At 72.5% G+C, this 26,979-nt stretch carries 21 protein-coding genes; 9 read left to right on the top strand and 12 right to left on the bottom strand.

Going from position 1 to position 26,979, the window contains the following annotated elements; genetic code table 11:
* Nucleotides 1-111 precede the first annotated feature (111 nt).
* A complete protein-coding gene (locus ACZ4Z2_RS36525) occupies nucleotides 112-1,851 on the top strand; it encodes a cholesterol oxidase substrate-binding domain-containing protein (RefSeq protein WP_468082022.1) in 1,740 nt (579 codons plus the stop codon).
* Between the two features lie 7 nt (nucleotides 1,852-1,858).
* Here the strand turns inward: ACZ4Z2_RS36525 and ACZ4Z2_RS36520 are convergent, their stop codons facing one another.
* Both ACZ4Z2_RS36520 and ACZ4Z2_RS36515 read right to left on the bottom strand, forming a co-directional pair.
* A complete protein-coding gene (locus ACZ4Z2_RS36520) occupies nucleotides 1,859-2,686 on the bottom strand; it encodes a DUF1206 domain-containing protein (RefSeq protein WP_468082020.1) in 828 nt (275 codons plus the stop codon).
* Nucleotides 2,686-3,069 (bottom strand): hypothetical protein, encoded by a 384-nt coding sequence (locus tag ACZ4Z2_RS36515; protein WP_468082018.1) that lies wholly within the window; start codon nucleotides 3,067-3,069, stop codon nucleotides 2,686-2,688. The genes ACZ4Z2_RS36520 and ACZ4Z2_RS36515 overlap by 1 nt, the downstream gene beginning before the upstream one ends.
* A 210-nt stretch (nucleotides 3,070-3,279) precedes the next feature.
* On the opposite strand from ACZ4Z2_RS36515, the gene ACZ4Z2_RS36510 reads away from it, so the two are divergent.
* From ACZ4Z2_RS36510 to ACZ4Z2_RS36490, 5 genes are all read left to right on the top strand, one after another.
* Nucleotides 3,280-4,203, top strand: coding sequence for a MurR/RpiR family transcriptional regulator (locus ACZ4Z2_RS36510; RefSeq protein ID WP_468082017.1), 924 nt, complete (start codon nucleotides 3,280-3,282; stop codon nucleotides 4,201-4,203).
* A 350-nt stretch (nucleotides 4,204-4,553) separates the two neighbouring features.
* Nucleotides 4,554-4,937: a hypothetical protein gene (locus ACZ4Z2_RS36505; protein WP_468082015.1), complete on the top strand. Its 384-nt coding sequence runs from the start codon at nucleotides 4,554-4,556 to the stop codon at nucleotides 4,935-4,937.
* An 85-nt stretch (nucleotides 4,938-5,022) separates the two neighbouring features.
* On the top strand, nucleotides 5,023-5,340 hold the full coding sequence (locus ACZ4Z2_RS36500) for a DUF1232 domain-containing protein (protein ID WP_468082014.1): 318 nt from the start codon (nucleotides 5,023-5,025) through the stop codon (nucleotides 5,338-5,340).
* A 40-nt stretch (nucleotides 5,341-5,380) separates the two neighbouring features.
* On the top strand, nucleotides 5,381-6,742 hold the full coding sequence (locus ACZ4Z2_RS36495; RefSeq protein ID WP_468082012.1) for a CAP domain-containing protein: 1,362 nt from the start codon (nucleotides 5,381-5,383) through the stop codon (nucleotides 6,740-6,742).
* A 132-nt stretch (nucleotides 6,743-6,874) separates the two neighbouring features.
* Nucleotides 6,875-8,047: a serine hydrolase domain-containing protein gene (locus ACZ4Z2_RS36490; protein WP_468082011.1), complete on the top strand. Its 1,173-nt coding sequence runs from the start codon at nucleotides 6,875-6,877 to the stop codon at nucleotides 8,045-8,047.
* A gap of 4 nt (nucleotides 8,048-8,051) precedes the next feature.
* Here the strand turns inward: ACZ4Z2_RS36490 and ACZ4Z2_RS36485 are convergent, their stop codons facing one another.
* The 3 genes from ACZ4Z2_RS36485 to ACZ4Z2_RS36475 are packed head-to-tail and all read right to left on the bottom strand — an operon-like array spanning nucleotide 8,052 to nucleotide 12,100.
* Complete coding sequence (locus tag ACZ4Z2_RS36485) at nucleotides 8,052-10,412, bottom strand: glycoside hydrolase family 65 protein (protein WP_468082009.1); 2,361 nt, start codon at nucleotides 10,410-10,412, stop codon at nucleotides 8,052-8,054.
* Entirely contained in the window at nucleotides 10,409-11,167 is a 759-nt protein-coding gene (locus ACZ4Z2_RS36480) for an HAD family hydrolase (RefSeq protein WP_468082007.1), read from the bottom strand. Before ACZ4Z2_RS36480 ends, ACZ4Z2_RS36485 begins: the two co-directional genes overlap by 4 nt.
* A 54-nt stretch (nucleotides 11,168-11,221) precedes the next feature.
* Nucleotides 11,222-12,100 (bottom strand): ANTAR domain-containing protein, encoded by an 879-nt coding sequence (locus ACZ4Z2_RS36475; protein ID WP_468082006.1) that lies wholly within the window; start codon nucleotides 12,098-12,100, stop codon nucleotides 11,222-11,224.
* A gap of 100 nt (nucleotides 12,101-12,200) precedes the next feature.
* Between ACZ4Z2_RS36475 and ACZ4Z2_RS36470 the strand changes: the two genes are divergently transcribed.
* A complete protein-coding gene (locus tag ACZ4Z2_RS36470; RefSeq protein WP_468082004.1) occupies nucleotides 12,201-12,863 on the top strand; it encodes a nucleoside/nucleotide kinase family protein in 663 nt (220 codons plus the stop codon).
* A gap of 64 nt (nucleotides 12,864-12,927) precedes the next feature.
* Here the strand turns inward: ACZ4Z2_RS36470 and ACZ4Z2_RS36465 are convergent, their stop codons facing one another.
* From ACZ4Z2_RS36465 to ACZ4Z2_RS36440, 6 genes are all read right to left on the bottom strand, one after another.
* The gene (locus tag ACZ4Z2_RS36465) at nucleotides 12,928-14,757 is read right to left on the bottom strand and encodes a hypothetical protein (RefSeq protein WP_468082021.1); all 1,830 of its coding nucleotides are present in this window, start codon (nucleotides 14,755-14,757) and stop codon (nucleotides 12,928-12,930) included.
* 64 nt (nucleotides 14,758-14,821) lie between these two features.
* Nucleotides 14,822-16,540 (bottom strand): hypothetical protein, encoded by a 1,719-nt coding sequence (locus tag ACZ4Z2_RS36460; RefSeq protein ID WP_468082003.1) that lies wholly within the window; start codon nucleotides 16,538-16,540, stop codon nucleotides 14,822-14,824.
* A gap of 2 nt (nucleotides 16,541-16,542) precedes the next feature.
* Nucleotides 16,543-17,445 carry a carbohydrate ABC transporter permease gene (locus ACZ4Z2_RS36455; protein WP_468082002.1) on the bottom strand — a complete coding sequence of 301 codons (903 nt, stop codon included), beginning with the start codon at nucleotides 17,443-17,445 and terminating at the stop codon, nucleotides 16,543-16,545.
* Entirely contained in the window at nucleotides 17,442-18,362 is a 921-nt protein-coding gene (locus tag ACZ4Z2_RS36450; RefSeq protein ID WP_468082000.1) for a carbohydrate ABC transporter permease, read from the bottom strand. The genes ACZ4Z2_RS36455 and ACZ4Z2_RS36450 overlap by 4 nt, the downstream gene beginning before the upstream one ends.
* Before the next feature lie 126 nt (nucleotides 18,363-18,488).
* Nucleotides 18,489-19,811 carry an extracellular solute-binding protein gene (locus ACZ4Z2_RS36445; protein ID WP_468081999.1) on the bottom strand — a complete coding sequence of 441 codons (1,323 nt, stop codon included), beginning with the start codon at nucleotides 19,809-19,811 and terminating at the stop codon, nucleotides 18,489-18,491.
* A gap of 277 nt (nucleotides 19,812-20,088) precedes the next feature.
* Complete coding sequence (locus ACZ4Z2_RS36440; protein ID WP_468081997.1) at nucleotides 20,089-21,210, bottom strand: ROK family protein; 1,122 nt, start codon at nucleotides 21,208-21,210, stop codon at nucleotides 20,089-20,091.
* Between the two features lie 239 nt (nucleotides 21,211-21,449).
* On the opposite strand from ACZ4Z2_RS36440, the gene ACZ4Z2_RS36435 reads away from it, so the two are divergent.
* Both ACZ4Z2_RS36435 and ACZ4Z2_RS36430 read left to right on the top strand, forming a co-directional pair.
* Nucleotides 21,450-22,361, top strand: coding sequence for a BadF/BadG/BcrA/BcrD ATPase family protein (locus ACZ4Z2_RS36435; RefSeq protein WP_468081995.1), 912 nt, complete (start codon nucleotides 21,450-21,452; stop codon nucleotides 22,359-22,361).
* Nucleotides 22,362-22,455: 94 nt separating this feature from the next.
* Complete coding sequence (locus ACZ4Z2_RS36430) at nucleotides 22,456-24,360, top strand: phosphatase PAP2 family protein (RefSeq protein ID WP_468081993.1); 1,905 nt, start codon at nucleotides 22,456-22,458, stop codon at nucleotides 24,358-24,360.
* Between the two features lie 55 nt (nucleotides 24,361-24,415).
* Here the strand turns inward: ACZ4Z2_RS36430 and ACZ4Z2_RS36425 are convergent, their stop codons facing one another.
* On the bottom strand, nucleotides 24,416-26,827 hold the full coding sequence (locus tag ACZ4Z2_RS36425; protein WP_468081992.1) for a SpoIIE family protein phosphatase: 2,412 nt from the start codon (nucleotides 26,825-26,827) through the stop codon (nucleotides 24,416-24,418).
* Nucleotides 26,828-26,979 lie beyond the last annotated feature (152 nt).

Below are 26,979 nucleotides of genomic sequence, written 5' to 3'. Positions count from 1 at the left end.
CCGTGTACTGGACGTACTCGGGTCGGGGCCCGGTGCGTCGAGAGCGCGTGCATGGCGTCGCGGGGTAGGTGGGAATGTGACGACAGGGCCTAGCGTGACCGTGTGATCGAGATGCCGAACGACGCCGTCCCACCGGTGCCCGAGGAGCAGGGGCCGTGGTCCCGTAGGGGGTTCCTCCTCGGTGCCGCCGCGCTCGCCCTGGCGCCGCAGTTCGTCCGCCAGGACCCGGCCGCGGCGGCGGCCGAGCTGCCCGGCTTCCCCGAGGAGGTGGAGCTGTACCGCTCCGCGTACCGCAACTGGGTCGGCGAGATCACCGCGTCCGGCCTGTGGGCGTGCGCGCCCGCCGACGGGGACCAGGTGGTGGCGGTGGTCAACTGGGCCCGGCGGCAGGGCTGGAGGGTCCGCCCCCGGGGTCTCTCCCACGGCTGGTCGCCGCTGACCGTCACCGAGGGGACCGGGTCCGGCGCGCCCGTGCTGCTCGTCGACACGACGAAGCACCTGACCGCCCTGTCCCTGGAATCCACCGGCCCGGCGGCGGTCCGGGCGGGTGCCGGCGCCACCCTGGAGGGCCTGCTCACCTTCCTGGAGGGCCATGGGCTCGGGGTGACGGCCTGCCCGGCGCCGGGGGACCTCTCGGTCGGCGGCGCCCTCGCCGTCGACGCCCACGGCACCGCCGTACCCGCCGCCGGGGAGACCCGGGCACCCGGGCACACCTACGGTTCACTCAGCAATCTCGTGCTGGAACTGACGGCGGTCGTGTGGGACGCCGACAGCGACGCGTACGTCCTGCGGACGTTCACCCGGGACGAGGCGGACGGCGCCGCGCTGCTCACGCACGTGGGGCGGGCGCTGGTCACGGAGTGCGTGCTGCGGGTGGGTGCCGACACGAAGCTGCGGTGTCTGAGCCGGACCGACATCCCCGCCGCGGAGCTGTTCGCCCCGCCCGGCAGCGGCGGGCGCACCTTCGACAGCTTCCTGGACGAGGCGGGGCGGCTGGAGGCGATCTGGTTCGCGTTCACCGAGTTCCCCTGGCTGAAGGTGTGGAGCGTGGCGCCCACCCGGCCGCTCACCTCCCGACGCGTGACCTCGCCGTACAACTACCCGTTCTCGGACAACGTGCCGACGGTCGTCGCGGACCTCGTCGGGCGGATGGTGTCGGACGGCGCCTGGTATCTGGCCCCGGTGCTGGGCAGGACGCAACTGACCGTGGCCGAGGCGGGGTTGGTGGCCACGGCGTCGGCGGACCTGTGGGGGCCGTCGAAGAACACGCTGCTCTACGTCAGGCCGACGACCCTGCGGGTGACGGCGAACGGGTACGCGGTGCTGACCTCACGCGACCAGGTGCAGCGCGTGGTCGCGGAGTTCACGTCCTTCTACCGGGAGCGGCTCACCGCGTACGCGGCGCGCGGCAGCTTCCCCGTCAACGGCTCGGTCGAGATCCGGGTGACCGGCCTCGACGACCCGGGGGACGTCGGGGTGGCCGGCGCGCGGGCCCCGCTGCTGTCGGCCCTGCGGCCGCGCGCCGACCGGCCCGGGTGGGACACGGCGGTGTGGCTGGACGTGCTGACCCTGCCGGGGACCCCGGACGCCGAGGCGTTCTTCCGTGAGCTGGAGCGGTTCCTGCTCACGACGTACGACGGCGGCCACGCCCTCACCCGCGTCGAGTGGTCGAAGGGCTGGGGGTACACCGGCGAGGCAGCCTGGAGCGACGAGGAGGTGCTGCGCACCGTCGTACCGGCCTCCTACGAGGACGGCCAGGGGCCCGGCTGGGACGGGGCGCGGCGGATCCTCGACCGGCTCGACCCGCACGGCGTGTACGGCAACGGCTTCCTCGACCGGCTGTTCGCGTGAGCGAATCTCAGACCCGGCGCCAGCGCGCCATGGCGAACGAGAACAGCCCGAACAGGACGAGGCCCGCGGCGACGCAGGCCAGGAGCGCGGGGCCCGCGGGGGTGTCGGCGAAGGAGCGAAGGGTGTCGTCCAGGCCCTTGGCCTTGTCCGGCTCGTAGTCGATGGCGGCGCGCACGGCGAAGACGCCCGCGGCGGCGAAGACCAGGCCCCGCGCGACCCCGCCGCCCACACCGGTGACGTCGACGACACGGCGGGTGCGGCGCGACATCTCACCGAGCCGCAGATGCTTGTGGTACGAGCGCATCAGGGCCCGTACGGCGATCCAGACGCCCGCGACGATCACTCCGATCCCCGCCGCGCCCACCAGCCACTGCCCGGCGGGGAGTTCCAGGACGCGGGCCGTCACATCCTTGGACTGCTCGTCGCTGGAGCCCCCGCCGCCGCTGCCACCGCCCGAGCCGGCCGCGAAGGTCAGCACCGAGTAGGCGACGAAGGTGTAGAAGAGGAACCGGGCGGCCGAGGCCAGCCGCTTGGTCCACTTGCGTCCGTCCGGGCCCGCCGCGCCGAACACCGCCTCCGACAGCCGCCACAGGGCCATGCCGACCACACCGATGCCGAGGGCCCACAGCAGGAAGGAGCCCAGCGGCTTCTCCGATATCTCAGCCAGCGCGCCCTGCCGGTCCGCCTGGTGCCCGCCCTCGCCGAAGGCGATCTGCAGGGCCAGCGCCCCGACGAGCAGATAGATCACGCCGCGCGCCGTCAGCCCGGCCCGGGCCGCGCCCTCCGTCACAGAACCGCGGGCCGCGCGCCCGCTGCCCACCCCCACTGCCGTCATCAGCTCTCCCGTAGTCCTTCGAGCCGCAGTTGCAGGCTCACTTCCTGGTCACCGGCGTCCACGCCCACCTGACGCACCGAGTAGCTCTCCTCCAGGGCCGCCCGCAGCGTTCGTACGGCGGGCGGACTGCCCTGCACGTCGACGGTGACGGGGCCGGACAGTCGTGCGGGAGGTTCCTCGGCGCCGCTGGGCACGGCCGCCGTGTCATAGGTGCCGGTCCACATGGTGGGCCGCTCGCCCTCGGTGTCGTGCGGTGGGTCCTCGGGGCGCCGGTCCGACTCGAAATGAGCGCACAGGCAGGCGAAGACACGCTCGGCGTCCTGTGCGGAGCAGTCGCAGAGCACGACCTCGACCTGGGACACGGGCAGACGGGGCAGAGTCACGAGCCTTCTCCCTGGGGTGGACGACAGGGTGCGGGTACCCCCATGGTGGGCCCGAAACAGGGTTCTCGCAGGTCGCGCACCGGGCCTCCGGCCGCGGCCCCCTCCTCGCGCACCGGACGCCCGGCTCGGAGGGTGCCCTCGGGAGGGGCCCGGGACCGCGTCGGCCGTGGGCTATGTTGAGTGGTCGTGGGAGACGAAGGAGGCGCACGGGTGCCATCGCCGCAGCAGGCACGCGCGCAGGCATCAGCGATCACGTCCGGGCGGACCGCCGACGAGACCGAGCCGTCGCCCACGGCCCGGCTCAGGGAGCTGTTCGACGGGCCCCGGCTCTCCCCCGGGCAGCGGCGCATCGCCCAGTACCTGATCGAGCACATCACCGAGGCCGCGTTCCTGTCGATCACGGACCTCGCGGACCGTGTCGGCGTCAGCCAGCCCTCGGTGACCCGGTTCGCCGCCGCCGTCGGCTTCAGCGGCTACCCGGCGCTGCGCGAGCGGCTCCAGGCGATCGCGCTGGCCACCCTCGGCAGCGCGCCGGGCGCCCCCGCTGCGGACCGCAGCAACGAACTCCAGGCGGCCGTGGACGCCGAGATCGAGAACCTGGAGAACCTGCGGCGCGACTTCGCCGACCCGGACCAGGTGATCGAGGTGGGCCGCGCCCTGTCCCGCTCCAACCCGCTGACCGTCCTCGGACTGCGGATCTCCGGCGCCCTCGCCGAGTACTTCGCCTACGCCGCCCGCCGTATCCACCCCGACGTCCGGCTCGTGACCAAGGGCGGCACGGTCGCCTACGACGCCCTGCTGCAGTCCCGTGAGGCGGGCGGTACCTGGCTGCTGGCGTTCTCCATGCCCCGGCACGCGCAGGAGACGCTCACCGCGTTGCGGGTCGCGCGCACGGCGGGGCTGAAGGTGGCCCTGGTGACCGACCTGGGGCTCGGGCCGCTGGCCGACGAGGCCGACGCCGTCTTCGCCACGGGCACCGGCTCACGTCTGGTCTTCGACTCCTACGCCGCGCCGGTGATGATGTCCTCGGCGCTCCTCCAGGCCATGACGGACGCCGATCCCGAGCGGACCCAGGCCCGTCTGGAGGCGTACGAGCAGGTCTCCGAGCAGCACCAGTTCTTCCTCCGGGACTGATTCGGGACGGGGTCGGGGACTGATTCGGGACGGGGTCGGGGACTGATTCGGGACGAGCGCGCGGCGGAGCGCCGGACGGAGTCCCTCTACGTCCCGACAGCACGGGATTATTCAGATCTTTTCCGGCATGAATTTTTTCATGCTCTTGCAAACTCATCGGTATATATAAATACTGCTCCCGGATCGCGGCCCGGTGGGACTCCGGGACGCGTCGTCCGCCCGGGACCGTCCGCTCCTACCCGCCACGGCGCCCCGGGTGCAGCGGCCCCGGCCATCCCCTAGACCGGGGCCGCCCAGACTTCCACCCGTTGGATCTCTTTTGGCGTCGATGCAAGACCGGAGCGTTGAACATGGCCCTCACCTCCTCGCCGATCCGCACGGACTGGCCGTGCCAGGTGAAGACACCCGGTAGCTACGACTGGGAGCGGTCTGCGGCCAAGTGGTTGCGCGAGCTGGTGCCGGCCCGTTACGGCAGCTACCCGGCGATGCTGCGGCACCCCGTCCTGCTGGCCCGGCACGCCCAGATCCAGGTCCAGCACGAGATCCGGGTCGCCCGCACGGCGCTGCAGACCGCCCGCTCCGAGCTGCCCCGCCTCGGGATGTCCGAGTCGGTGATCGAGCACACCATCAAGATGTACGCCGCCGAAGTGATGCAGCTGAACCACATCGCCCGCTCCATCCGGGCGGTCAGCCAGGCCCTCGTGGACCACAACCACGCCCGCGCCTCGCACTGACACGTGCGGCCGGGCATGGTAGCCGACGCCCGTGCCGGGAAGACGATGAGAAGGTACGGGGAGCGACGAGCGAGGGGCAGGACCGATGGACTCCTGGACGTGGGGTGTGATCGTCGCGGTCGTGGTGGTCGCGGCCGCGGTCCTGGGCGTGGCCGTATGGCTGCTCCTGCGGCTGGTGCGCACCCGGCGCGAGCTTCAGCGGGCCGGGCTCCCCACGGGCCCCAAGTGGGTCTTCTGGGGTGCCGTCCTCTATCTCGTGCTCCCGACGGACGTGCTGCCCGACCCGGTGTATCTGGACGACATCGGCGTCCTGCTGCTGGCGTTGAGGTCGCTGCGCTCCGGGCGGCAGGACCCCCTGGCCGCCGAGCGCGCCGACGGCACGGGAACCGCCCTGCGGGGGTGAGACGTTGACGGGCTGACGGTCCCTGCGACGGACGGCCCCGATGAGCGAGCTGGTACCCGGGGGCAATGTGCCCCTGCCGCACGGCACCCTGACGATCAGGGTGCCCGGCCCCTTCGACGTCTCCGCCCTGGTCACCGACGACACGGGCAGGGTCCGCGGCGACGCCGACTTCGTCTTCTACAACCAGGCGGTCGCGCCGGGCGCCCGCCTCGACGGCGGGATGCTGACGGTGGATCCGCCCGCGCTGCGCGCCGGGGCGACCCGCCTCACCGTCGTGATCAGCCCGGCCGATCCGGGGACGCCCCTGGGCGGCCTCCCCGCCCCCACCCTGTTCGTCACCGGCGCCGACGGCCGCGTGCTCGCCCGCTTCACCCCGCCCCGGCCCCGGCGGGAGACGGTCCTGCTGCTGGCGGAGCTGTACCGCCGGGGGCCGGGCTGGAAGCTGCGGGCACTGGGCCAGGGGTACGCGGACGGACTGGCGGGCGTGGCGAGGGACTTCGGGGTGGACGTCGTGGAGGACGCGGCCACCGCGCCCCCCGCCACCACCGCACCCCGCGCCACCACCCCGCCCCGCACACCCACCGCTCCTCGCTCTCCTTCTCCCTCCCCCTCTTCCTCCTCTTCCTCTCCCGACGGTTTCCTCGGCCTGGTGAACTCCGTTCGGGCCTCCGCCGGGTCCCCCGCCGTCTCGCTCAGCCCGCCCCTCACGACCGCGGCCGGGGCCCATGCCGCCGCGATGGCCGCGAGGGGCCGGCTCGTGTCGGAGGGCGCGGACGGGCTCTCCGTCCACCAGCGGGTCACCGCCGGCGGCTACCGCTGTCTCACCGTCGGCGAGCACCTGGTCTCGGGTCCCCGCACCCCGGCCGAGTTCGTCGACTACTGCCTCTCCGACCCGCAAGCCCGGCGCACGCTGTGCCTGCCCGCGTACAGGGAGGTCGGCCTCGGGCAGGCGACCGACCGGCGTTCGGGCACCGTCTACTGGACCGCGCTGTGGGCCCAGCCCTTCTCCACCGAGGGACTGCGGCGGACCACCGACGAGGTCATCGCCCTCACCAACGCCCGGCGCACCGCCGCCGGTCTGCCCCCGCTCGCCTTCGATCCGCTGCTCACCGTCGCGGCCCAGGCGCACTGCGACGACATGGTGGCGCGGGCCTTCTACGCGCACACCTCCCCCGACGGCCGCGAACCATGGCACCGCGCGGCGGCGGCCGGCTCCACCCGGCGGACGATCGGGGAGAACATCGCGTGCGGGCAGCGTTCCGCCGCCGAGGTCGTGGACGGCTGGATGAACAGCCCGGGGCACCGCGCGAACATCCTCGCACCGGACTTCACCCATATAGGTGTCGGATTCACCGGGGGCGGTGGCGCGGGCACCTACTGGACCCAGCTGTTCGGCGGTTGAAACCGAACCCGCGTACCGTTCCTTCTTTCGAGTCGCTCAACTCGGCACCCCCACCGGCTACTTGACTCTCCGTGACCACTGGACTCCAATGCACCCTGTCGATGGACAGCAGGCAAACGGGAGACGAATCAGATGGTTACGAGAACGGTGGGCACCAGCGCGGCTGCCCTGGGCGCGGTCGTGGTGTCCCTGCTGACGGTCCCCGCCCAGGCGGCCACCCCGCCCCCCGCGCCCGGCGCCGCCGCGCGACCGGACGCCACCGCGGTCGCGGCCCCCCTGGCCGCCCCGGACACGGCGGAGCTGCGCAGGACGCTGCGTACGGCGCTGTCGCAGGGCGCGCCGGGCGCGTTCGCCCGGGTCGACGACAACGGCAAGGCCCTCCATCTGGCGGAGGGCGTCGCCGACCGGGGCACCGGACGGGCCATCGGCACCGGGGACCGGATCCGGGTCGGCAGCGTCACCAAGACCTTCACCGCGGTGGTGCTGCTGCAACTGGTCGACGAGGGCAAACTGAAGCTCGACACCGCGGTGAACAGCTATCTGCCGGGGCTGCTGCCCGACAAGCGGATCACCGTGCGTCATGTGCTCAGCCACCGCAGCGGTCTCTACGACTACGCCAACACCCTCTTCGCACGCTCGGTGCAGGGCTTCGAGAACGTACGCGACCGCGTCTACACCTACCGTCAGCTGATGGACCTGTCGCTCGCGGAGCCGCTCACCAACAAGCCGGGGGCGGTCTACTCGTACTCGAACGCCAACTTCGTCGTGGCGGGCATGCTCATCGAGAAGCTCACCAGGAAGCCGGTGGCGACGGCGTACCAGGACCGCGTCATCAAGCCGCTGAAGCTGACCGACACGTACTACGTCCATCCGAAGAGCACGATCCCCGGCCGGTACGCGCGCGGCTACATGACCGCCGACTCCTCCGGCCGGAAGATCGACTCGACACGGCAGACCGTGTCCTGGGCGCAGAGCGCGGGGGCCCTGGTGTCCAGCGGCAAGGACCTGAACACGTTCCTGTCCGCCCTGATGCGGGGCGAGCTGACCTCCGCCGCCCAGCTGAAGCAGATGCTGCGGTGGACGCCGGTGAACAGCACGCAGGCGTACGGGCTGGGACTGCGTCGGCGCGATCTGTCGTGCGGGGCCTCGGTGTACGGGCACACGGGCACCGTGCAGGGCTACTACACCTGGGCGTTCACCTCGAAGACCGGTAAGCGCAGTCTGACGTCGTTCGCCAACACCTCCAACAACGGGACGGTGTACGCCACCATGAACCGCACGCTGGAGGCCGCGTTCTGCGGCTGACCCCTCATGTTCCGCGCCGTGTGTGGTGGCCGGGGCGCCGGTGCGGCGGCTGGTCCGGCGGCGGTCCGACCGGTTGCGCGGCCGGGATGTCGAGCCGCCGGGGTTTCTCCCCGTCGAGGGTGACGGGCTCGCCGTAGTGGCGGATCGTCAGGGAGTCGCCGCCGAGCAGTTCGTACGTGGCGTGGCGGGGCCCTATCTCGACGCGCAGGCAGGTGTCCCGCAGTCCGAGGCGGAAGGCGAGCCTGCTCAGCCGCTCGAGGAGCCGGGGCGCGAAGTCGACGACCGGACCCTGGTGGCGCATGCCGCCGAAGCCCGCGACCAGCGCCGTCCAGGTGCCGGCGAGGGAGGCGATGTGCAGTCCGTCGCGGGTGTTGTGCTCCAGGTCCCGCAGATCCATCATCGCCGCCTCGGTCAGATAGTCGTAGGCCAGGTCGAGATGGCCGACCTGGGCGGCGATGACCGCCTGGCAGCAGGCGGACAGGGAGGAGTCGCGGACGGTGAGCGGCTCGTAGTAGGCGAAGTTGCGGGCGACCTGGTCCTCGTCGAAGTGGTCCCCGCACTTGTACATCGCGAGGACGAGGTCGGCCTGTTTGACGACCTGTTTGCGGTAGAGGTCGAAGTACGGGAAGTGCAGCATCAGCGGGTACTGGTCGGGGCGGGTGCCGCGGAAGTCCCAGCGCTGGTGGCGGGTGAACCCGGCGTGCTGCTCGTGGACGCCGAGTTCGTCGTCGTAGGGGATGTGCATGGCGTGGGCGGCGTCCCGCCAGGCGGCGCTCTCCTCGTCGTCGACGCCGAGCCGCGCGGCCCGGTCGGGGTGGCGTTCCGCGGCGTCCGCGGCGGCCAGCAGGTTCGCGCGGGCCATGAGGTTGGTGTACGCGTTGTCGTCCACGACGGCGCTGTACTCGTCCGGGCCGGTCACGCCGTCGATGTGGAACGCGCCGTGGTGGTCGTGGTGGCCGAGGGAGCGCCAGAGCCGGGCCGTCTCCACGAGGAGTTCGAGGCCGGTGTCGCGTTCGAAGCCGGTGTCGCCGGTGGCGGCGGTGTGGCGGACCACGGCGTCGGCGATGTCGGCGTTGACGTGGAACGCGGCCGTGCCGGCGGGCCAGTACGCGGAGCCCTCCGAGCCGTCGATGGTCCGCCAGGGGAACGCGGCGCCCTTCAGGCCGAGTTGGGCGGCGCGGTCGCGGGCGGCGGGCAGGGTGTTCTGGCGCCAGCGCAGGGCCTCGGTGACCGCGCCGGGCGCGGTGTAGGTGAGCAGGGGCAGCACGAAGGTCTCGGTGTCCCAGAACGCGTGCCCGTCGTAGCCGGAGCCGGTGAGGCCCTTGGCGGGCAGGGCGCGCTGTTCGGCGCGGGCGCCCGCCTGGAGGACGTGGAAGAGGGCGAACCGTACGGCCTGCTGGATCTCCTCGTCGCCGTCGACCTCGACGTCGGCGCGGGCCCAGAAGTCGTCCAGGTAGGCGCGCTGTTCGTCGACGAGGCCCTGCCAGCCGCCGTACGCGGCGGCGGAGAGCGCGGCGTCGACCTGGTCGGCGACGGCGGGCAGCGAGCGGGTGCCGGACCAGCCGTGGGCGACGAGCTTCTCCACGCGCAGGGTCTGGCCGGGTTCCAGGACGGTGGTGGCGGTGAGACGGGCCACGTCGTCCCGGCTCTCGCCGCTGGTGGTGATCTCGCCGGGCCCGGTGACGAGGTGGTCCGCGGCGGCGGCGACCCGCAGTCCGGTGCGCCGGGTGCGGTGGACGAGCCGGAGCCGGGTCCCGTCCGCGAAGTGCTCCTCGGGTTCCAGCGGTGACCTCAGGGCTACGGCGGCCCGGGGATCGCCGTCGCGTTCCGGGAGTTGCTCGTTGGCCACCAGCTCGGACTGGACGACGACCCGGGCCTCGCTGTCGACGGCCTCCACCTCGTAGGCGACGGCGGCGATCGCCCGCTGGGTGAAGGACACGAGGCGGGTGGAGCGGACGCGGACGGTGGTCCCGGCCGGGGAGGTCCACTCGCAGGTGCGCCGCAGTAAGCCCGTGCGCAGGTCGAGGACGCGTTCGTGGGAGCGGAGGCGGCCGTAGCGCAGGTCGAAGGGCTCGTCGTCGACGAGCAGGCGGATGATCTTGCCGTTGGTGACGTCGATGACGGTCTGCCCGGACTCCGGGTAGCCGTAGCCGGCCTCCGCGTACGGCAGCGGGTGGGTCTCGTGGACGCCGTTGAGGTAGCTGCCGGGCAGACCGTGGGGTTCGCCCTCGTCGAGGTTGCCGCGCCAGCCGATGTGGCCGTTGGACAGGGCGAACACCGACTCGCTCTGCGGCAGGACGTCGAGGTTGAGGTGCCGTTCGCGCAGGGCCCAGGGGGCGACGCCGTACGACCGGTGGGTGATCACGCCCAGTCCCCCAGCTCCGTCAGGTCCGGTACGACGACGTCGGCGCCGTGGGCGCGCAGGGCGTCCGCCTGGCCGACGCGGTCGATGCCGACGACGTGTCCGAAGCGGCCCGCGCGTCCGGCGTCCATACCGGCGAGGGCGTCCTCGAAGACGGCGGCCTCGGAGGGTTCCACGCCGAGGTCGCGGGCGGCGGCGAGGAAGGTGTCGGGGGCGGGTTTGCCGGGCAGGCCGCGCTCGGCGGCGACCACGCCGTCGATCCGTACGTCGAAGAGGTGCTCGGCGCCGATGGAGCGCAGGACGTCCCGGCAGTTGGCGCTGGAGGAGACCACCGCGGTCAGCAGGCCCTGGGCGCGGGCCCGCTCGATGTAGCGCAGGGTGCCCTCGTAGGCGTCGACGCCGTCGGTGCGGATGAGGTGGAGGAGCAGGTCGTTCTTGCGGTTGCCGAGGCCGTGCACGGTGAGCGCGTCGGGCGGGTCGTCGGGGCTGCCCTCGGGAAGGCGGATGTCCCGGGAGGCGAGGAACGTACGGACGCCGTCGGCACGGGGGCGGCCGTCGACGTACTCGTCGTAGTCGCTGCCGCGGTCGAAGGGGCGGAAGGACTCGCCGTCGCGTCGGCGCAGGAACTCGTCGAACGCCTGCTTCCACGCGGCGGCGTGCACCACGGCGGTCCGGGTGATGACGCCGTCGAGGTCGAAGAGGCAGGCTCGGACGGCCTTGGGCAGGCCCAGTTCCGTCGGTTCGGTGGTCGCTGTCATGGAGGTCGGGTTCCCCGTGCGGAGAAGGTCAGTAGGGAAGATCGCGAGAACCGGTCAGCGGCGCGGGACGCGGCTGCCGCTGTGCACGCGGCCGAGGGCGTGGAGGTGTTCCAGGGCGTCCAGGACGACGGTCCGGTCGTACCAGGCGAGCCAGGCGCCGGCCTCGGCGCCGACGACGGCCAGGGCCTTGAGCTGGGCGCGGGTCAGTTCCTGGACGGGGCGGTCGAGGTGGGCCGAGACCATGCCCACGCAGAGTCCGGACGTGCTCGTCAGGGGCACGCTGTGGCAGGCGCGGCTGCCCGCCAGCAGGATGGCCTCCCGGGCGTCCTCGGTGAACACGGGATGCGTCGCCACGTCCCGGACGGTCACCTGCGCGATGTCGCGGGCGGCCTGCGCGCACGACGTGCCCTCCTCACCGACGAAGGCGAAGAAGTCGACGAAGTCCGCGGTGAGGCCCGTGTGCCGCTCGATGCGCAGACCGCGCTCGGCGCGGTCGGCGATCTGGACGTTGCCCATGTCGGTGCCGACGACGGCGAGGGTCTGGCTGAGCACGGCGGTCAGGACCGCGCTCCGGTTGCCGCGTCCGACGCGGCGGTCGCGGCCCTCCGCGAAGGTGAGGGAGGGCTCCGCGCGGCGGGCCCGGCCGGGGAACCACAGGGTGCCGTGTCCGTCGGGTCCGGGCGCGCTCACGGCGGCCTCGGCGAGGGTGCGCAGCTTGACGTTGTACTGCTGCGAGGCGCGCTGGAGCAGGGCGAACGCCGTCTCCGCGTCGGGCAGGGCGTACCGTTCGCGCAGCATGCCCTGGGCCTGGGCGATCAGCGGGCGGCTCTCCATCCTGGTGCGCAGCTGCCTGACCTCCGCCCGCAGCCGTGCCACTTCGTCCCGCATCGCCTCGACGTCGCCCACCGACCCCGGCTCGCGCTCCTCTCCCATGGTCACCTTCCGCTCTCTCACATCTCCCGCTCCGGGCAACAGCATCGCTCGCCTGCCCCGTCCGTGCCCGGTCATTCGGAAGGGGGCTACCGTCGTCCGCATGCCCCTGACCTTCGACGACCTGCTGGAGCGGGCCGCCTCACTCGTCCGCCCCGGCCGCCGGGCCCTGCTGGGGATCGCCGGCGGCCCGGGCTCCGGGAAGACCACCCTCGCCGAGCGGCTGACCGCCGCGCTCAACGGCGACGGAGACCCCTGGGTCGCCCATGTGCCCATGGACGGCTTCCACCTCGCCGACGTGGAGCTGGACCGGCTGGGCCGCCGGGACCGCAAGGGCGCGCCGGACACCTTCGACGCGGCCGGGTACGCGGCGCTCCTGCGGAGGCTGCGCGACGAGGCGCACGACGTGGTGTACGCGCCGGGTTTCGAGCGCACGCTGGAGCAGCCCCTGGCCGGGGCGATCCCGGTGCCGCCCGGTGCCCGGCTGGTGGTGACGGAGGGGAACTACCTCCTGCTGGAGGAGGGGGCGTGGGGCCGGGTCCGTGCCCGGCTGGACGAGGTGTGGTTCTGCGCGCTCGACGAGGACGAACGCGTACGGCGCCTGGTCGCCCGGCACGAGGAGTTCGGCAAGAGGCATGACGAGGCGGTCGCGTGGGTGCTCGGCACGGACCAGCGCAACGCCGAGCTGGTGGCGACGACACGGGAGCGGGCGGATCTGGTGGTCCCGGCGAGCGCGATGCCGGCGGGGGACGCGGCGGCGCGGTGAGTGGTGAGCGGTGAGGGCGGCCCGACGGACGTGGAGAGCGGGCCGCCCTCGTGCCCTGGGGGCCTCAGGCGTGCAGGGTGAGCACCGGCTCGCCGTGTTCGTCGCCCGCGGGGTCGCCGATGACGGCGGTGAACGCCTCCGTGCGGACCGTGAGGCCGTCCGGGGTGCGGTCGAAGGCCGCCCGGAAGGTGCCGCCGGGGCCGTAGCGGACGGCGAAGACGTCCAGGTCGTCCGGGCCGCCCGGTACGGGGGTCGCCTCGACGGCCGTGGACGCCACCAGGTGGGACCAGCCCTCGTCGGGGTTGCCGTAGCCGCGCGGGTCGGCGGCGAGGGCGAACGCGGCCTGCTCCTGGGTGGTGCCGGCGCGGGCGTCGAAGTACTCCGGGCCCTCGGCGGCCGGGTGCGTCAGCCGCAGCCCGCCGGCGGAGGCCACCTCGGCCTCGGCGATCCGGCGCAGCCTGTCGCCGTCGTCCGCCACGTACGGCAGGCCCGCCAGGAGATACGGCTCGCCGGGCAGGCGTTCGACGGCCACCATGGTCCACAGCCGGGTGCCGTCGGTGACGTACAGGGACCGCACATGCCGCAGGACGTGGTCGCGGGTGACGACCGGCTTGGTGACGAGCTTGGCGGCCAGCCGGCCGGTCCGGACGTCGCGGACGCGGACCTCACCCATGGGGCGGCACAGCAGGAAGCCGTCGACGACCGGACCGAAGCCGTGCTGGCGGTCGACGGCGGCCGGCAGGAGATACGTCCCGTCGGCCTCGATCAGCGACGGCGTCATCCGCGAGTCGAAGGCGACCGAGACGCCGCCCGCGCGCAACTGGTGCCGGACGGGTTCCGTGGACGGGGTGCGGTGCCAGGGCGTGGTGTCCTGGATCTGCCAGACCAGCATCCACGCGAAGTGGCCGTCGACCTTGCCGTCCGGTTTGACCGCGTACCGGCCCCAGCGGGTGTCGCCCCGGTAGCGGCCGAGGTCGGCGCCGACGCGGTGCCCGAAGTAGCGCAGTCCGAGCACGGACTCGAAGGCGGAGTGCTGTTCGCTGTAGCGGGGGCCGCCGACGTCGAAGCCGCCGGTGGTGAGGCGGGCGTCGAGGTAGCGGGCGAGGGCCTCGCCGTCCTCGGCGAAGATCTCCTCGCCGCTCACCCGGTGGGCCTGGGCGAGGAAGGACAGGGAGATCGGGCCGTAGTTGTTGTCGTACGCGCCGCCGTGCTCCGGCGGGAGCAGCGCGCCCCGGTCGCGGACCCGGTGGGCGCGGATCTCGTCGGTGTACAGGGTGATCGCGTGCTCCCGGACCCGCGCGCCCTCCGCCGGGGGCAGGTGCCGGGCGAGCATCAGCCCGCCGACGACGCAGCCGATGGCCTGGTTGCCGGCCTCCTGCGGGTTGAAGAAGGTCGCCTCGGTGAGCCAGCGCCAGTAGCCGCGGGCCAGGTCGCGCAGGGCGGCGGTCCGCCCGTCGTCGAGGAGCCCGTCGGCGAGGTCCAGCAGGTTGACGGCCTGGAGCAGCGCCCACACGGTGCTCGGCCAGTCGCCGATGGGGTGGGCGCCCGCCTCCAGCACGTACCGGGCGTAGGGCAGGCCGGAGTCCCGGACCCTCAGGTTGGGGTAGCCGGGGTTGTCGTCGGTGTAGACCCGCTCGCGCAGGTGGAAGTCCGTGCTGCGGCGGACGGCCTCGGGCAGCCGGGGGTCCTTGGTGCGCTGCCAGGCGAGGGCGAGCAGGGAGGTGACGCCGAGGGAGGTGTCGCCGATGTCGTCGTCGCAGTCGGGGTGTTCGAGGTTGCCCTCGGGGGTGAGCCGGGCGAGGGCCTCCTCGGTGACGGCGGCGAGGACGTCGTCGTACGCCTCGGGGGTGGACGGCAGGTCGTGCAGCGGGCCGAGCTGGCGCGGGAGGTGCACGGGTGGACGCACGGGTCGATCAGCCCTTCGTACCGGAGGTGGCCATGGCGAGGGGTCGCCGCCGTCAGGCGGCGGGCGTTGACCGGTGGGCGCGCAGCGTGACGGTCAGGGTGTGCGGGCCGAGTCCACCGAGGTAGACACGGTTTCCGGTCGTCGCGTCGGTGCCGCCGACCAGGGTGTGGTCCTCGCCCGGGTCGTACCGTAGTACGTCGGTCCGGTCGGGACCGGCAAGCGGTTCGCCCGCCTCGATGTCGGCCTCGACCCGGATCGCGTCGTCACCGGCGCGGTAGGTCATCGGCCCGGGCGTCAGGCACCAGCGTCCGTCGCCGATGGGTGTGGCTCCCTCGGTGACGCCGCCCGGTCGGAAGGTCAGTTCGAGGGCCCAGGGCACGCGGGGTCCGCCGAGGTCGATCCGCAGGTCGGCGCCGTCCTCCCGCAGGTCCACGTCGACGCGGGTGGTGTGGGTGACCTCGTCCCGGGGCCGGTCCGGGAAGGCCATCGCGGCGGAGAAGCGTCCCTCGTCCCCCAGGGCGTAGACACCGTCGTCGCGTCTCTCGTCCTTCGGGAGCGGCTGGTAGTAGGCAGCGGTGAGGGTTTCGGTGAGCCGGTAGTGGTGGGCGCCGGTCCGGTGCATGTCGGCGGCGCGGAACGGGCCCAGGTCGAAGAACCCCCGCGAGAGGCGGACCGAGTCGAGGACGGCGTCGCCGGCGAAGAGGCGCAGGAAGGTGGGGTTGCGGGCGAGGCCCGAGCGGATGCGCCGGTGCCCGGGCACGTCGGAACCGCCGTACACGACGGTGTGCGCGGTGGCCGAGGCTCGTACGGCGAGGCGTGCGGTAGTGAGGTACCGGTCGCGTGGAAGGGGCTGCGCGGCCGGGGCCGGCAGGGCGCGGCACAGGTCCGGGGTGAGGAGGGTCTGCGCGAGCAGGTCGGGGTCGTCGACGCCGTCGGCGGCCGCCAGCCGTGCCGCCCGGCTGAAGTCGCCCCGGCCGGTGCGGACCGCGAGCAGCCGGTAGTGGGGCAGGTAAGGCGCCAGGGGGAACGGGGCGTACTGGTCCTGCCGGCGCGAGTGGACGGTCTCCACCGTGCCGTCGGGCCTGATCAGGTCCAGGGTCACGGTGAGGTTGCGTTCGACGGCGTCCGACAGATCGGCGCGGCCGAGGACGTCCGCGAGGAGCATCAGCGAAGGGTTGGACACATGCGCCGCGTAGTTGGCGCTCCGTTCCGAGTACTGGCCCTCCGCGTCGATGTCGACGCCCTCGGCGAGCCACTCCTCGACGCGGTCGAGGAGCCGCTGGTCGGGGAACGACCGGTGCAGCCGGGCGAGCGCCGCGCACAGTTCCCAGCGGTGGTTGGGGGTGTGCACTCCCCCGGTCAGCAGACGGTCGGTGGCGGCGTGGGCGATCTCGGCGAGTGCCGCCGTGACGTCGTGCAGGTCCGGTCCCGCGCCGGCGGCGAGGACGTGCGCGTCGCACACGTCGTTGACGGTGAACGCGGAGTCCGGTGGTGACTGCACGTTGTCGCCGCCGGCGAAGAGACCGGTGGTGGTCTGCGCGGCCCGCAGGGCGGCGAGCTGGGTCGTCGCGGCGGCGACGGCCCGCTCGCTGCCGTGGAGTGCCGAGTCCGGGGACCGGTGGGCCGCGATCAGGGTCTTCACCCGGCGGGCGAGTGCGCGGTGGGGCTCGCCGACGGGCTCCTCGTCGGGGCGGGCCGCGAGCGGGGCGGCCCGCCGGTCGGCGGCACGGGCCGCCGCGCGGAGGAACTCGTGGTCGAGCGGAATGCGCAAGATCAGTCCTTCAGTCCGGCGTTGATGTCGGCGTTCATGACGTAACGCTGGAACACCAGGAAGACGACGATCAGCGGGATCATGGAGATCACCGAGGCGCCGAGCAGGACCGACCAGTTGATGTTCTGCGCGCCGACAATGCTCTGGATACCGATCTGCACGGTGAACTTGTTGGGGTCGTTGAGCATCAGCAGCGGCCAGATGTAGTCGTTCCAGCGCCACTGGAAGGAGAGGATGGCGAGGGTGAGCATGATGGGCCGCGAGATCGGCACCATGATCCGCAGGAAGATCGACAGCTCACGCGCGCCGTCGATGCGTGCGGCTTCCACGAGTTCGTCGGGGACCGTGAGGAAGAACTGGCGGAACATGAAGCATCCGGTCGCCGTCAGCACGGCCGGGAGGATGATGCCGCTGAACGAGTTGTAGAGGCCCAGGTCGCGGACGACCAGGAACGACGGGGCGAGCATGACCTCGCCCGGCAGCATGGTGGTCGCGAGGATGCAGAGGAAGAAGGCCTTGAGCCATCGGTTGTCGTACTTGGCGAGCGCGTACCCCGTGCAGCAGCTGACCCCCACCGTGAGGATCGTCGTGATCACGCACACGATGGTCGTGTTGATGAAGTACTGGGAGAAGTTGGCGCTGCGCCACGCCGTCATGTAACCGGACAGGGTGGGGTCGTCCGGCACCAGCGACAGCGGATAGGAGAACAGGTCGCTGGCCGGCTTGAGGGAGCTGAGGATGAACCACAGCACCGGCAGCCCGTACAGGCACGCCATGATCCACAGCAGCGTCGTCGCGGGCACCGCCCGCCGCAGCCCACCGGTCGCCGGCTTGCGCGGCCCCGTCTTGGAGACGGCCCGTCCGGGCCCGGCGTCGACCGGGCGCGGCATGTCTGTGGTTGTCATCGGTTCTCCATCCGCCGGTTGACGATCAGCTGGATGATCGCGACGGCCATCAGGATGAGCATGAGCACGAAGGACGCGGCGCTCGCGTAGCCGATCTGGCCCCGCTTGAAGCCGGTCTCGTAGATGTACTGGACGAGCAGGTTGTTCGAGGTGCCGGGTCCGCCGTTGTTGAGCGCGACGAACACCGGGTACTCCTTCATCGCGTTGATCGTGTTGAGCAGGATCACGATGAACGAGGTGGGCGCGATGCTCGGCAGGGTGATGCTGAAGAACTGGCGCCACGGGCCGGCGCCGTCGAGCGAGGCCGCCTCGTAGTACGACACCGGCACGTTCTTGATCGCCGCGATGAACAGCAGCATCGTGAAGCCCGTCCAGGTCCAGGACGCCGCCATCACCACCACGAGCAGCGACAGGTCCGCGTTGGACTGCCATGGCACGGCGCTGCCGCCGAGCTCGCCGATGACGTAGTTGACCAGTCCGAAGTTCTCACCGAACAGCCACCGCCACAGGACGCCCACGACGATGGGCGACAGCAGCCACGGGATGAAGAAGATGACGCGGGCGACCGACGTGCCCTTGGCGTGCTTGCTCACCACCAGGTTGGCCGCGAGCAGGGAGAGCGCGAAGTTCAGCGGTACGAAGAGAACGGTGTACAGCAGCGTCCGGGTCAGCGCGTGGTAGAAGGTGGAGTCCCCGACCAGGTTCTTGTAGTTCTCCAGTCCCGTGAACTGGGGAACCCCCACACCGGTGTAGTTGGTGAACGAGTAGACGAGCCCGATGACCGCCGGCCAGACGAAGAACAGCGCGAAGAGGACGACATTGGCCGCGATGAGGACGAGCGGCGCGAGGGTGTACTTGCTGCGTCTCCTGGGCGGGCTCACGGACACGGTGGAGGCGTCCGAGGCGCGTTTTGTCATGTTCCTGACTCCGTGCTGGTGGATGGGGTTCCGGTGGGCCCAGGCCATGAGCCCGGCATCGCGCGGGGCCCGACGGCCCCGGGCGGCGGTGTCCCGCTCCCGCCCACCCGGGGCCGTCGGCCTGCGTCAGCCGCCGACCTGCTGGTTGTAGCCGGCCACGATGTTCTCCAGGGCCTTGTCGGCCGACTGCTGGCCGTTGATCGCCTTGCCGAGCTCCGTCTTGGTCGGGTCCTCGGTGAGGCTCTTGCCGTTCAGCACCCACTGCGTCTGCGCGCCGTTGAAGTAGCCGGAGATGGGGTCGTAGAGCGGGATGGACTCGTTGTACAGCTTGAACGCCGCCTGCGCCGCCTCGGACTTGAAGGGGTACTTCGGGTTCAGACCGCTCTCGACCGGCAGGAACCCGGACGCCTCGCACAGCGCCCGGTAGTGGTCGGGCTCGTACAGCCAGGTCAGGAACTTCTTCGCGGCGCCGGCCGCGTCGGCGTTGTTGTTGAAGCCGACCGTCAGGCCGCCGCTGTTGACGTCGCTGGCCTGCACCGGCTGGGCGGGGGTCGGGACGCTCGCCCACTCGAACTTCTTGATGCTCTCCGCGAAGGCGGGCACCTGCCACACACCGGACCAGTAGGCGACGACGTCACCGCTCTGGAACATGGCCGACGGGTCGGCGCCGCTGGTCCACACCGACTTCGGCATGGTCTTGTCGTCGTTCCAGCCGACGAAGGTGTTCACGGCCTTCTTGGTCGCCGCGTCCACCGAGAACTTGCCGGAGTCGTCCGCGTGGACGTACTTGCCGCCCATCTCGTACACCATGGCGCGGAGCCGGGACGGAGACTGGTCGAAGGTCAGGGAGTACTTGGCCTTCGTCTTGTCGCGGACCTTGTTCGCCGCCTTGATGAACTCGGTCCAGGTCCAGGTCTTCTGGGGCGAGGTCGGGTAGGAGACGCCGGCCTTGTCGAAGAGGGACTTGTTGATGAACATGCCGGACGCGGTGACGTCCGAGGGGATGGCCAGCACCTTCCCGGACTTGTCCTTCGCCAGGAAGTTCTGGTTGATGTTGTTGCTCTTCTTGTCGGCGATGGAGCTGAGGTCGATCAGCTTGTTCGACCAGATCGGGTCCAGCGCCGGGACGGCCGCCACGTCGGGCAGGGAGTTCGCCTGCGCGGCGTTGTGCAGCTTGGTCGTGTAGCCGTCGTAGGGGATGTTGACGAGCTTGACCTTGACGCCCGTCTCCTTCTCGTACTGGGCCACCATCTTCTTCCAGCCCGCGTCCTGCCCCGGAACCGTAGAGATCCAGAACGTCAGCGACTTGGAGGTCCCGCCCGATTCGGATCCCCCGCCGCAGGCCGAGAGCAGCAGGCCGCCCGCCGTGGCGACGGCAGCGAGGGGAACCAGGCGGCGCATACCGCCGCGGCCGAGTCGGCGGGAGCGCCGCACACCCACAGTGATCATCTTCGTTCCCTTTTTCGTCGTAGGGGACAGAGCACGGCGCCGACCGAGGCGGCACAGGTGCAATTTGCAGGTGAAGTCGCTTTCCGGGGGCCGCGGCCTCGCCCGGCCGCGTCGTCCACGCGGGGCCAGGTCCCCGGCCGCTGTGGCCGTCCCCGCACGGGCTCGCCCTCGTGCGGTTGCCGTACGTCTCGTACGGGCGGGAGACTCGCCCCAAGCCGGCGTCCCGGCCGACTTAGAAAGCGCTTGTCCGGACATTGGCAGATGTCCATGGAGTCCGTCAATCCTCCACTCGCACCCCTCCGGTCACGGTTTGGATTCCTCGGGCCACGGCCAGCCGACTGGCCCCCACGACCGTGCCACTTTCGCCCAGCGCGCTGCTCACCACCTCGGTGGGCCAGCTCAGCCGGGCCAGTTCGGCCCGCACACCGGGCAGGAGCTGGGGGTTCGCCCCGACGGCGCCGCCCAGGACGATCAGACCGGGGTCGAGCACGGCCGTGGCCGCCGCGGCGAGTCTGCCCACGTCGGCGGCGTGCCGGCCGACGACGTCGCGGGCCCTGGGGTGTCCCTCGTCGGCGAGGCCGAAGAGCAGCTCGGCGGTGCGCGGGCACGGCCCGTCGGCCTCCTGCCAGGCAGCCGCCGCCCGGCGGAGCAGGGAACCCGCCCCGAGGTGGGCCTCCAGGCCCTCGTGACGCGGTTCGCGGTCCGCGTCCCAGGGGTAGGGCAGCCGGGCCACCTCACCGGCGGCGTGGTTCGCGCCGCGCAGCACCTGGCCGCCGATGACCACGCCGAGGCCGATGCCGACGCCGATCCGCAGATAGCCGAAGGTGTCCCGGCCGCGTGCGGCGCCCTCGTGGAGTTCGGCGAGCGCGGCACAGTTCACGTTGTTCTCGAGGTGGACCGGGACACCCGGCGGCAGGGCGACGGACATGGCGTCGAAGACGGGGCCCGCCTTGGCGGTCGCCGGGCGCTCCCCGCCGCCCTCCCGGCCCCGGGTGGTGACGTCGCCGACCGCCACCACGACGGCACGCAGGGGGGCGCCCGGCGGCAGCTCGGCGAGGACCTCGCTCACGACGCCCGCGGCGTCGGGGCGGGAGCCGGCCCCCTCGGCGAGCAGGGTGCCGTCGAGGGCGCAGCCGCGCACCCGGGTACGGCTCGGCCCCAGGTCGACGGCGAGCACGGCGCCGGCGGCGGCCCCGAGGCCGTAGACGGCGGCGGAGCGGCCGGTGCCGCCGGAGGCGGTGCCCGAGCAGGCGACGAGTCCGGCCGCTTCCAGCTCGGCCACGGCGGAGGAGACGGTCGGCTTGGACAGGCCCGCCCCGGCGGCCAGTTGGGGGCGTGTGGCGGTGCACGTCGCCGCCAGTACGGCGAACACGGTGCGGGCGCTCTCGCTCAGGTACATGCTCTCCCCAGTCGTGCCGCGGCGGTCCGCACGGGTCGTGCGGCATCCGGGTCCGGACCTCTTGACGCTCTCTAATTCGTTAGTTAATTTCCTAACGAAGTCAAGCGGTACTCGCCTGCCGCACCAGCAGAGGCCCGTCCCGGGGCTTCCCGAGCACCCCCCACGACATATCTGTGTCCAGGCACGGTTCGCCCGCCGTCGCAGCGCCCTTCGCAACGCAACGACGAGAGAGGCCCTCCGTGCAGGACTTCAGGCCCGTGATCGGTATCGATGTGGGCGGCACCAAGACCCATCTCCGTGCTCTCGCGGGGACGGAGAGCGTCGCCGACCACGTCCGTACGAGCCGTGGCTGGCGGCCGCACGACCCGGCGGCGGCCGGCGAGTGGCTCGCCGCGCTGGTCGAGGAGGTGCTGCCCGCGCATGTCGCGCCGGCCGCTGTGGCGGTCGGCGCGCACGCCTGCGAGACCCCCCGGCAGTGCGAGGAGATCCGCCTCGCGCTGGAGGCACGGCTTCAGGTGCCGTGCCTGGTGGTGGGGGACGCCGAACTGCTCGTGCCGGCCGCCGGTCTCGCCAAGGGCGCGGCGCTGGTCGCCGGCACCGGTTCGGTGGCGGTCGGGCGCCGTGCCGACGGCACGCCGGTGCAGGTCGGCGGCTGGGGTGCGGTCCTCGGAGACGAGGGCGGCGCGGCCGGCCTGGTCCGTGAGGCGGCGCGTGCCGTCTGGGCGGCGCACGACCGCGGCGAGGCCCCCGACCCGCTGGCCCGGCTGCTGATCACCTCGTTCGACGTGCCCGAGGTCCCGGCGCTGGGCGCGGCCCTGGAGAGCGCCACGGACGTGTCCGCCGAGTGGGGCCGGCACGCTCCGGTGGTGTTCGAGGCCGCCGAGCAGGGGTCCGTGCTCGCCCACCGGGTGATCGACGACGGGGGCCGTGCCCTCGCCTCGCTCGTGGAGCGGCTCGCCGCGCGCGGTGTCGCCGTCGACGACGTGGTGGTCGCGGGCGGCACGATCCTGTCACGGCCCGCCCTGTACTCGGCGTTCGCCCTCGCTCTGACCCACACACTCCCCCTCGCCCGGCCGCAGCCCCTCCAGGTGCCGCCGGTCGAGGGGGCGGTCGCGTTCGCGCGATCCCTCCTCCGGCCGGCCGGATCCTGATCACCGGCCCGTCGCCGACCGGACTCGTGCCGGTCGTACGTCAGTCCACGCTCAGCCCGCACGATCACCCCACCGTGAAAGGAGCGGCACCTCCATGCCGTCATCTGCCGGGCACCACACGTTCAACCGGCGTCACTTCCTCAGGAACTCCCTCGGCGTCTCGGTCGGCCTCCTCGCCGCTCCGACCCTCGCGGACCTGTGGAAGGCTCCCGAGGCCAAGGCCGCCACCGCGTTCGCCGCGTTCGTCGACGACTACAGCACGAACATCACGTCGAACCGGACCCCCGAGACCAACGCCGTGGTCCGGGCGCTCGGCGGTTTCGCCGAGATCTGGAAGACCGGCGGCGCCTGGAACACCGGCACCCCGCTGCTGCCGGAGATCCTGCGCGCCAACATGCGCTACTGCGCGCGTCTGACCAACCGCCGCACCGAGGCCGAGGCCCGCGAGGCATTCGTCTACGACCGGCAGCACCAGAGCTACGCGATGATCGGCGCGCTCGGTCCGCTGGCGGACCTGTACCGCTCGGGCGCCAAGGCGGTCACCTCGATCACCGCCGCCCCCGACGGCATACCGGCGACGAAGATCAACGACGCAGTGCCGGCCGACGCGCCCGCCGGCTCCGCGCTGGGCGCCGGCTCCCACGACTCCGACCTGGGCCTGGTGGCCAAGCTGGTCGACACCGTGCGCGGGGACTTCACCTCCAGCAACCCGGCCAAGTTCACCTTCCAGTACCCGCGGCCGTGGCGGATGAACGAGGACAGCGAGGTCGTCGACACCGGGCAGAGGGACGAGCTCGGTTTCCCGGTCTACGAGTCCGACGTCGTCGTCGTGAAGCAGCTGCTGCGGCAGCGCAGCGAGGTCCCGGCCGACGACGGCGGTTTCCCCAGCGGCCACACCAACGCCTTCCACCTGGCGGCCCTGGCCTACGCGTACGCGGTCCCGGAGCGCTTCCAGGAGATCATCACCCGTGCCTTCGAGCTGAGCCACACCCGGATCATGTCCGGCATGCACTCCACGGTCGACGTCATGGGCGGCCGGATCATGGCCACCGCACTCGCCGCCGCCGTGCTGTACAAGCCGGAGAACACAGCGCTCAAGGCCGCCGCGCGCAAGCAGGCCGCCGAGTACTTCCAGGCGAAAACGGGCACGACGGCGGACACCTTGTTCGCCTACGCGCACTCGGACCCCGACGACCGGTACGCCGACCGCGGGGCCAACGCGCGGCTGGTGGAGCCCAAGCTGACGTACGTGCTGACCCGGCGGGGCCGTTCGCAGGGGCTGACCGTACCGAAGGGCGCCGAGGTCCTGCTGGAGACGCGGCTGCCGTACCTCGACGCGGCGCAGCGGCGCGAGGTGCTGCGCACCACCGCGCTGCCGTCGGGCTATGTGCTGCTGGACGGCTGGGAGCAGTGGGGGCGGCTCAACCTGTTCGCGGCGGCGGACGGCTACGGCGCCTTCGACACGGACGTCACGGTCACGCTGGACCCCGCCCTCGGCGGCTTCCACACCGCCGACGCCTGGCGCAACGACATCTCCGGCCCGGGCGGGCTGGTCAAGCGGGGCGGCGGAACGCTCACGCTGACCGGCGCCAACCGGTACACGGGCGGCACGGCGGTGGAGGCCGGTGTGCTCGTGGCGGGCTCGAAGGACGCCCTCGGACGCGGTGAAGTTCGGGTGGCGGGCGGCACCCTCCGCACGGGCGCCCGCACGGTCCGGGTGCGCGGCGACTACACGCAGGCCGGTGTCCTCGACGTGACCCTCGACCGGGGCGCCGACCCGGCCCTCGTGGTGGACGGGTGCGCGGTCCTGGAGCGGGGCAGCGCGCTGGTGGTGCGTTTCGACGCCGAGCAGCCGCCGCGCTCGGGCAGCACCGTGGCGGTCATCGGGGCGGACGCCCTGCGGGGCCGGTTCTCCGAGGTCTCCGTCGCCGTCGAGGGCTGGACGGCCGAGCAGGTCCGCACCGGCCGCGGTGTGGCGGTGCGGCTGCGCAAGCGGTAGCACCTCGCGACGGTGAGGCGGGCGGGGGCGGCGGCGGCCGTCCCCGCCCGTCGTGTCAGGGGTTGGGCGGCAGCGCCTGCTCGGCCCAGATGGTCTTGCCCGCGCCGCTCGGGCGGCTGCCCCAGCGGTCGGTGAGCTGGGCGACGAGGAGCAGGCCGCGGCCGCCCTCGTCGAAGGTGCGGGCCCGGCGCAGATGGGGCGAGGTGCTGCTGGCGTCGGAGACCTCGCAGATGAGGGTGCGGTCGCGGATGAGCCGCAGCTCGATGGGGGCGCCGCCGTAGCGCATGGCGTTGGTGACGAGTTCGCTGACGACGAGTTCGGTGACGAAGACGGCGTCCTCCAAGCCCCAGCGCACCAGCTGGTCGGTGGCGAGCTTGCGCGCGTCGGCGACGAGCGAGGGATCGTCGGCGAAGTTCCAGACGGCCACCTGTTCGGCGTCGAGGGCGCGGGTGCGGGCGAGCAGCAGGGCCACGTCGTCGCCCGGGGTGTCCGGCAGCAGGTTCCTGAGCACGTTGTCGCAGGCGCGCTCCAGGCTGCCCACCGGGTCGGTCAGGACGGCGCACAGGGCGGCGGTTCCGGTGTCGACGTCCCGGTCCCGTGCCTCCACCAGGCCGTCGGTGTAGAGGGCGAGGACCGAGCCCTCGGGCAGTTCCAGCTCCGTCGACTCGAAGGGGAGGCCGCCGACGCCCAGCATCGGTCCCGCCACCACGTCGATGACCTCCGCACCGGTGTCGGGCCGCACGACCACGGGCGGTACGTGCCCCGCCGAGGCGATCGAGCAGGTGCGGGCCACCGGGTCGTACACCGCGTACAGACAGGTCGCGCCGATCTCCCCGCCGCCGCTCTCGTCGCCCGCCGCGAGGTGCTCCACGAGGTCGTCGAGGTGGGTGAGGAGTTCGTCGGGCGGCAGGTCGACGTCGGCGAGCGCCCACACCGCGGTGCGCAGCCGGCCCATGGTGACGGAGGCGTGGATGCCGTGTCCGACGACGTCACCGACGACCAGGGCGACCCGGGTGCCGGACAGCGGGATCACATCGAACCAGTCACCGCCCACCCCGGCCTGCGACAGCGCCGGCAGATACCGCGAGGCGAACTCGACGGCCGCCTGCCCCGCCACCGTCCTCGGCAGCAGACTGCGCTGGAGGGCGAGCGCGGTGGTGCGCTCGCGGGTGTAGCGGCGGGCGTTGTCCACGCAGACGGCGGCCCGGCTGCACAGTTCCTCGGCGAGGACCACGTCGTCCTGGTCGAGGGCGTCGGGGCGTTCGGGGGTGAGGGTGCGGACGAAGACGGCCACGCCCAGGGTCGTGCCGCGGGCGACCAGGGGTACGGCCATCAGGGACAGGTCGTACTCCTCGGCCTCGTACTCCTCGGCCTCGCGCTGCTCGGCGGAGCGGGCGCCGTGCCGGGCGAACCATGTGTCGAGTTCGGGGTCGCCGGTCCGCGTGAGCACGGGCTCGCCGGTCAGGAGGGCCCGGGCGGGCGGCGAGAATACCGGGTAGACGTGGGCGGAGCCCAGGCCGATCGCTGCTTCGGGGACGCCGGGCGTGGCCGAGTGGTGGGCGGCGCGGCGCAGTTCCACATCGTGGTCGACCGGGCCCATCGCGGGTTCCTCGCCCCGGAACACCGACTCCAGCAGGTCGACGCTGACGACGTCGGCGAGCCGGGGCACCACCAGTTCGGCGAGTTCGCGGGCCGTCTGGACGACATCGAGCTTGGTGCCGATGGACCCGGCGGCCTCGTTGAGCAGGGCCAGGCGCTGGCGCGCCCAGTGCTGCTCGCTGCTGTCGAAGGCGGCGAGGGCGGTGCCGATCAGCTCTCCGGTGTGGTCGCGCACCGGCCACATCTCCAGGTTCCAGGCGTGCATGCGACGGCCGGACGGGGAGCGGGTCCAGCTCTCGTAGCGGACCGGCTCCCCGGACTCCACCACGATCTCCAGGTGCCGCAGGAAGCCTCGGCTGTGGTCGGTGTCCTCCACGGTCTCCGGGTAGTACCGGTGCCGGAACTCGGCCTCCGGCCCGCCCATGATCCGGCGGGCCGCGTCGTTCAACCGCAGATAGCGCTGCCCGGTGTCGAACACCGACATGGACATGGACGCCTGCTGGAAGGCCAGCTCGCCGAGGGCCTGCTCGGCCGGGGGCGGGGCCGGGTTCGCGACCACGACGAACCCGCGCCGGTCGTCCGCGCCGCGCAGCAGCGGCACCATCCGCACGGCCACCTGCCGCGGCCGTCCGTCCCGGTACCGCACGGTCAGCAGCGCCTCGCCGTGCGCGAGCAGCTCCCGGCGGGCCGCCGTGGCGTCCCCGTCGACCAGGTCGGACGCCGGTCGTCCGTTGACGTCGGCGGCGCGGTACCCGGTGAGCCGGCGGGCGCCCTCGCTCCATCCGGAGACGAGGCCGTCGGCGTCGACCACCGCCATCGCCTCGCCGGATGTGGCGGCCCGCCGCACGCCGGACGCCTTCGTCACCATAGGGCCAGGATGGTCCGATCGTGGCGGGGCAACAACCCGGCTGGACCGGAACCGCTGGCTAGGCCCTGTCGTCAAATTCCCGCCGTCGCCCGGAGGGCGGCCCCGCGGCGTCAGGTGCGTGCTCTCGGCGTGCCGGGCCCTGACCCGTGTAC

Source organism: Streptomyces sp. NPDC030183, from assembly GCF_055573455.1.
This window is presented reverse-complemented; position numbering and strand designations above follow the sequence as displayed.

Excerpts from the sequence above, each read along its gene's own strand:
- ACZ4Z2_RS36495 (WP_468082012.1), top strand. The coding sequence starts at position 5,381 with ATGAGCGAGCTGGTACCCGGGGGCAATGTGCCCCTGCCGCACGGCACC.
- ACZ4Z2_RS36455 (WP_468082002.1), bottom strand. The coding sequence starts at position 17,445 with ATGACAACCACAGACATGCCGCGCCCGGTCGACGCCGGGCCCGGACGG.
- ACZ4Z2_RS36440 (WP_468081997.1), bottom strand. The coding sequence starts at position 21,210 with ATGTACCTGAGCGAGAGCGCCCGCACCGTGTTCGCCGTACTGGCGGCG.
- ACZ4Z2_RS36475 (WP_468082006.1), bottom strand. The coding sequence starts at position 12,100 with ATGGGAGAGGAGCGCGAGCCGGGGTCGGTGGGCGACGTCGAGGCGATG.
- ACZ4Z2_RS36450 (WP_468082000.1), bottom strand. The coding sequence starts at position 18,362 with ATGACAAAACGCGCCTCGGACGCCTCCACCGTGTCCGTGAGCCCGCCC.
- ACZ4Z2_RS36505 (WP_468082015.1), top strand. The coding sequence starts at position 4,554 with ATGGCCCTCACCTCCTCGCCGATCCGCACGGACTGGCCGTGCCAGGTG.
- ACZ4Z2_RS36480 (WP_468082007.1), bottom strand. The coding sequence starts at position 11,167 with ATGACAGCGACCACCGAACCGACGGAACTGGGCCTGCCCAAGGCCGTC.
- ACZ4Z2_RS36525 (WP_468082022.1), top strand. The coding sequence starts at position 112 with ATGCCGAACGACGCCGTCCCACCGGTGCCCGAGGAGCAGGGGCCGTGG.
- ACZ4Z2_RS36445 (WP_468081999.1), bottom strand. The coding sequence starts at position 19,811 with ATGATCACTGTGGGTGTGCGGCGCTCCCGCCGACTCGGCCGCGGCGGT.
- ACZ4Z2_RS36490 (WP_468082011.1), top strand. The coding sequence starts at position 6,875 with ATGGTTACGAGAACGGTGGGCACCAGCGCGGCTGCCCTGGGCGCGGTC.
- ACZ4Z2_RS36520 (WP_468082020.1), bottom strand. The coding sequence starts at position 2,686 with ATGACGGCAGTGGGGGTGGGCAGCGGGCGCGCGGCCCGCGGTTCTGTG.
- ACZ4Z2_RS36500 (WP_468082014.1), top strand. The coding sequence starts at position 5,023 with ATGGACTCCTGGACGTGGGGTGTGATCGTCGCGGTCGTGGTGGTCGCG.
- ACZ4Z2_RS36430 (WP_468081993.1), top strand. The coding sequence starts at position 22,456 with ATGCCGTCATCTGCCGGGCACCACACGTTCAACCGGCGTCACTTCCTC.
- ACZ4Z2_RS36470 (WP_468082004.1), top strand. The coding sequence starts at position 12,201 with ATGCCCCTGACCTTCGACGACCTGCTGGAGCGGGCCGCCTCACTCGTC.
- ACZ4Z2_RS36425 (WP_468081992.1), bottom strand. The coding sequence starts at position 26,827 with ATGGTGACGAAGGCGTCCGGCGTGCGGCGGGCCGCCACATCCGGCGAG.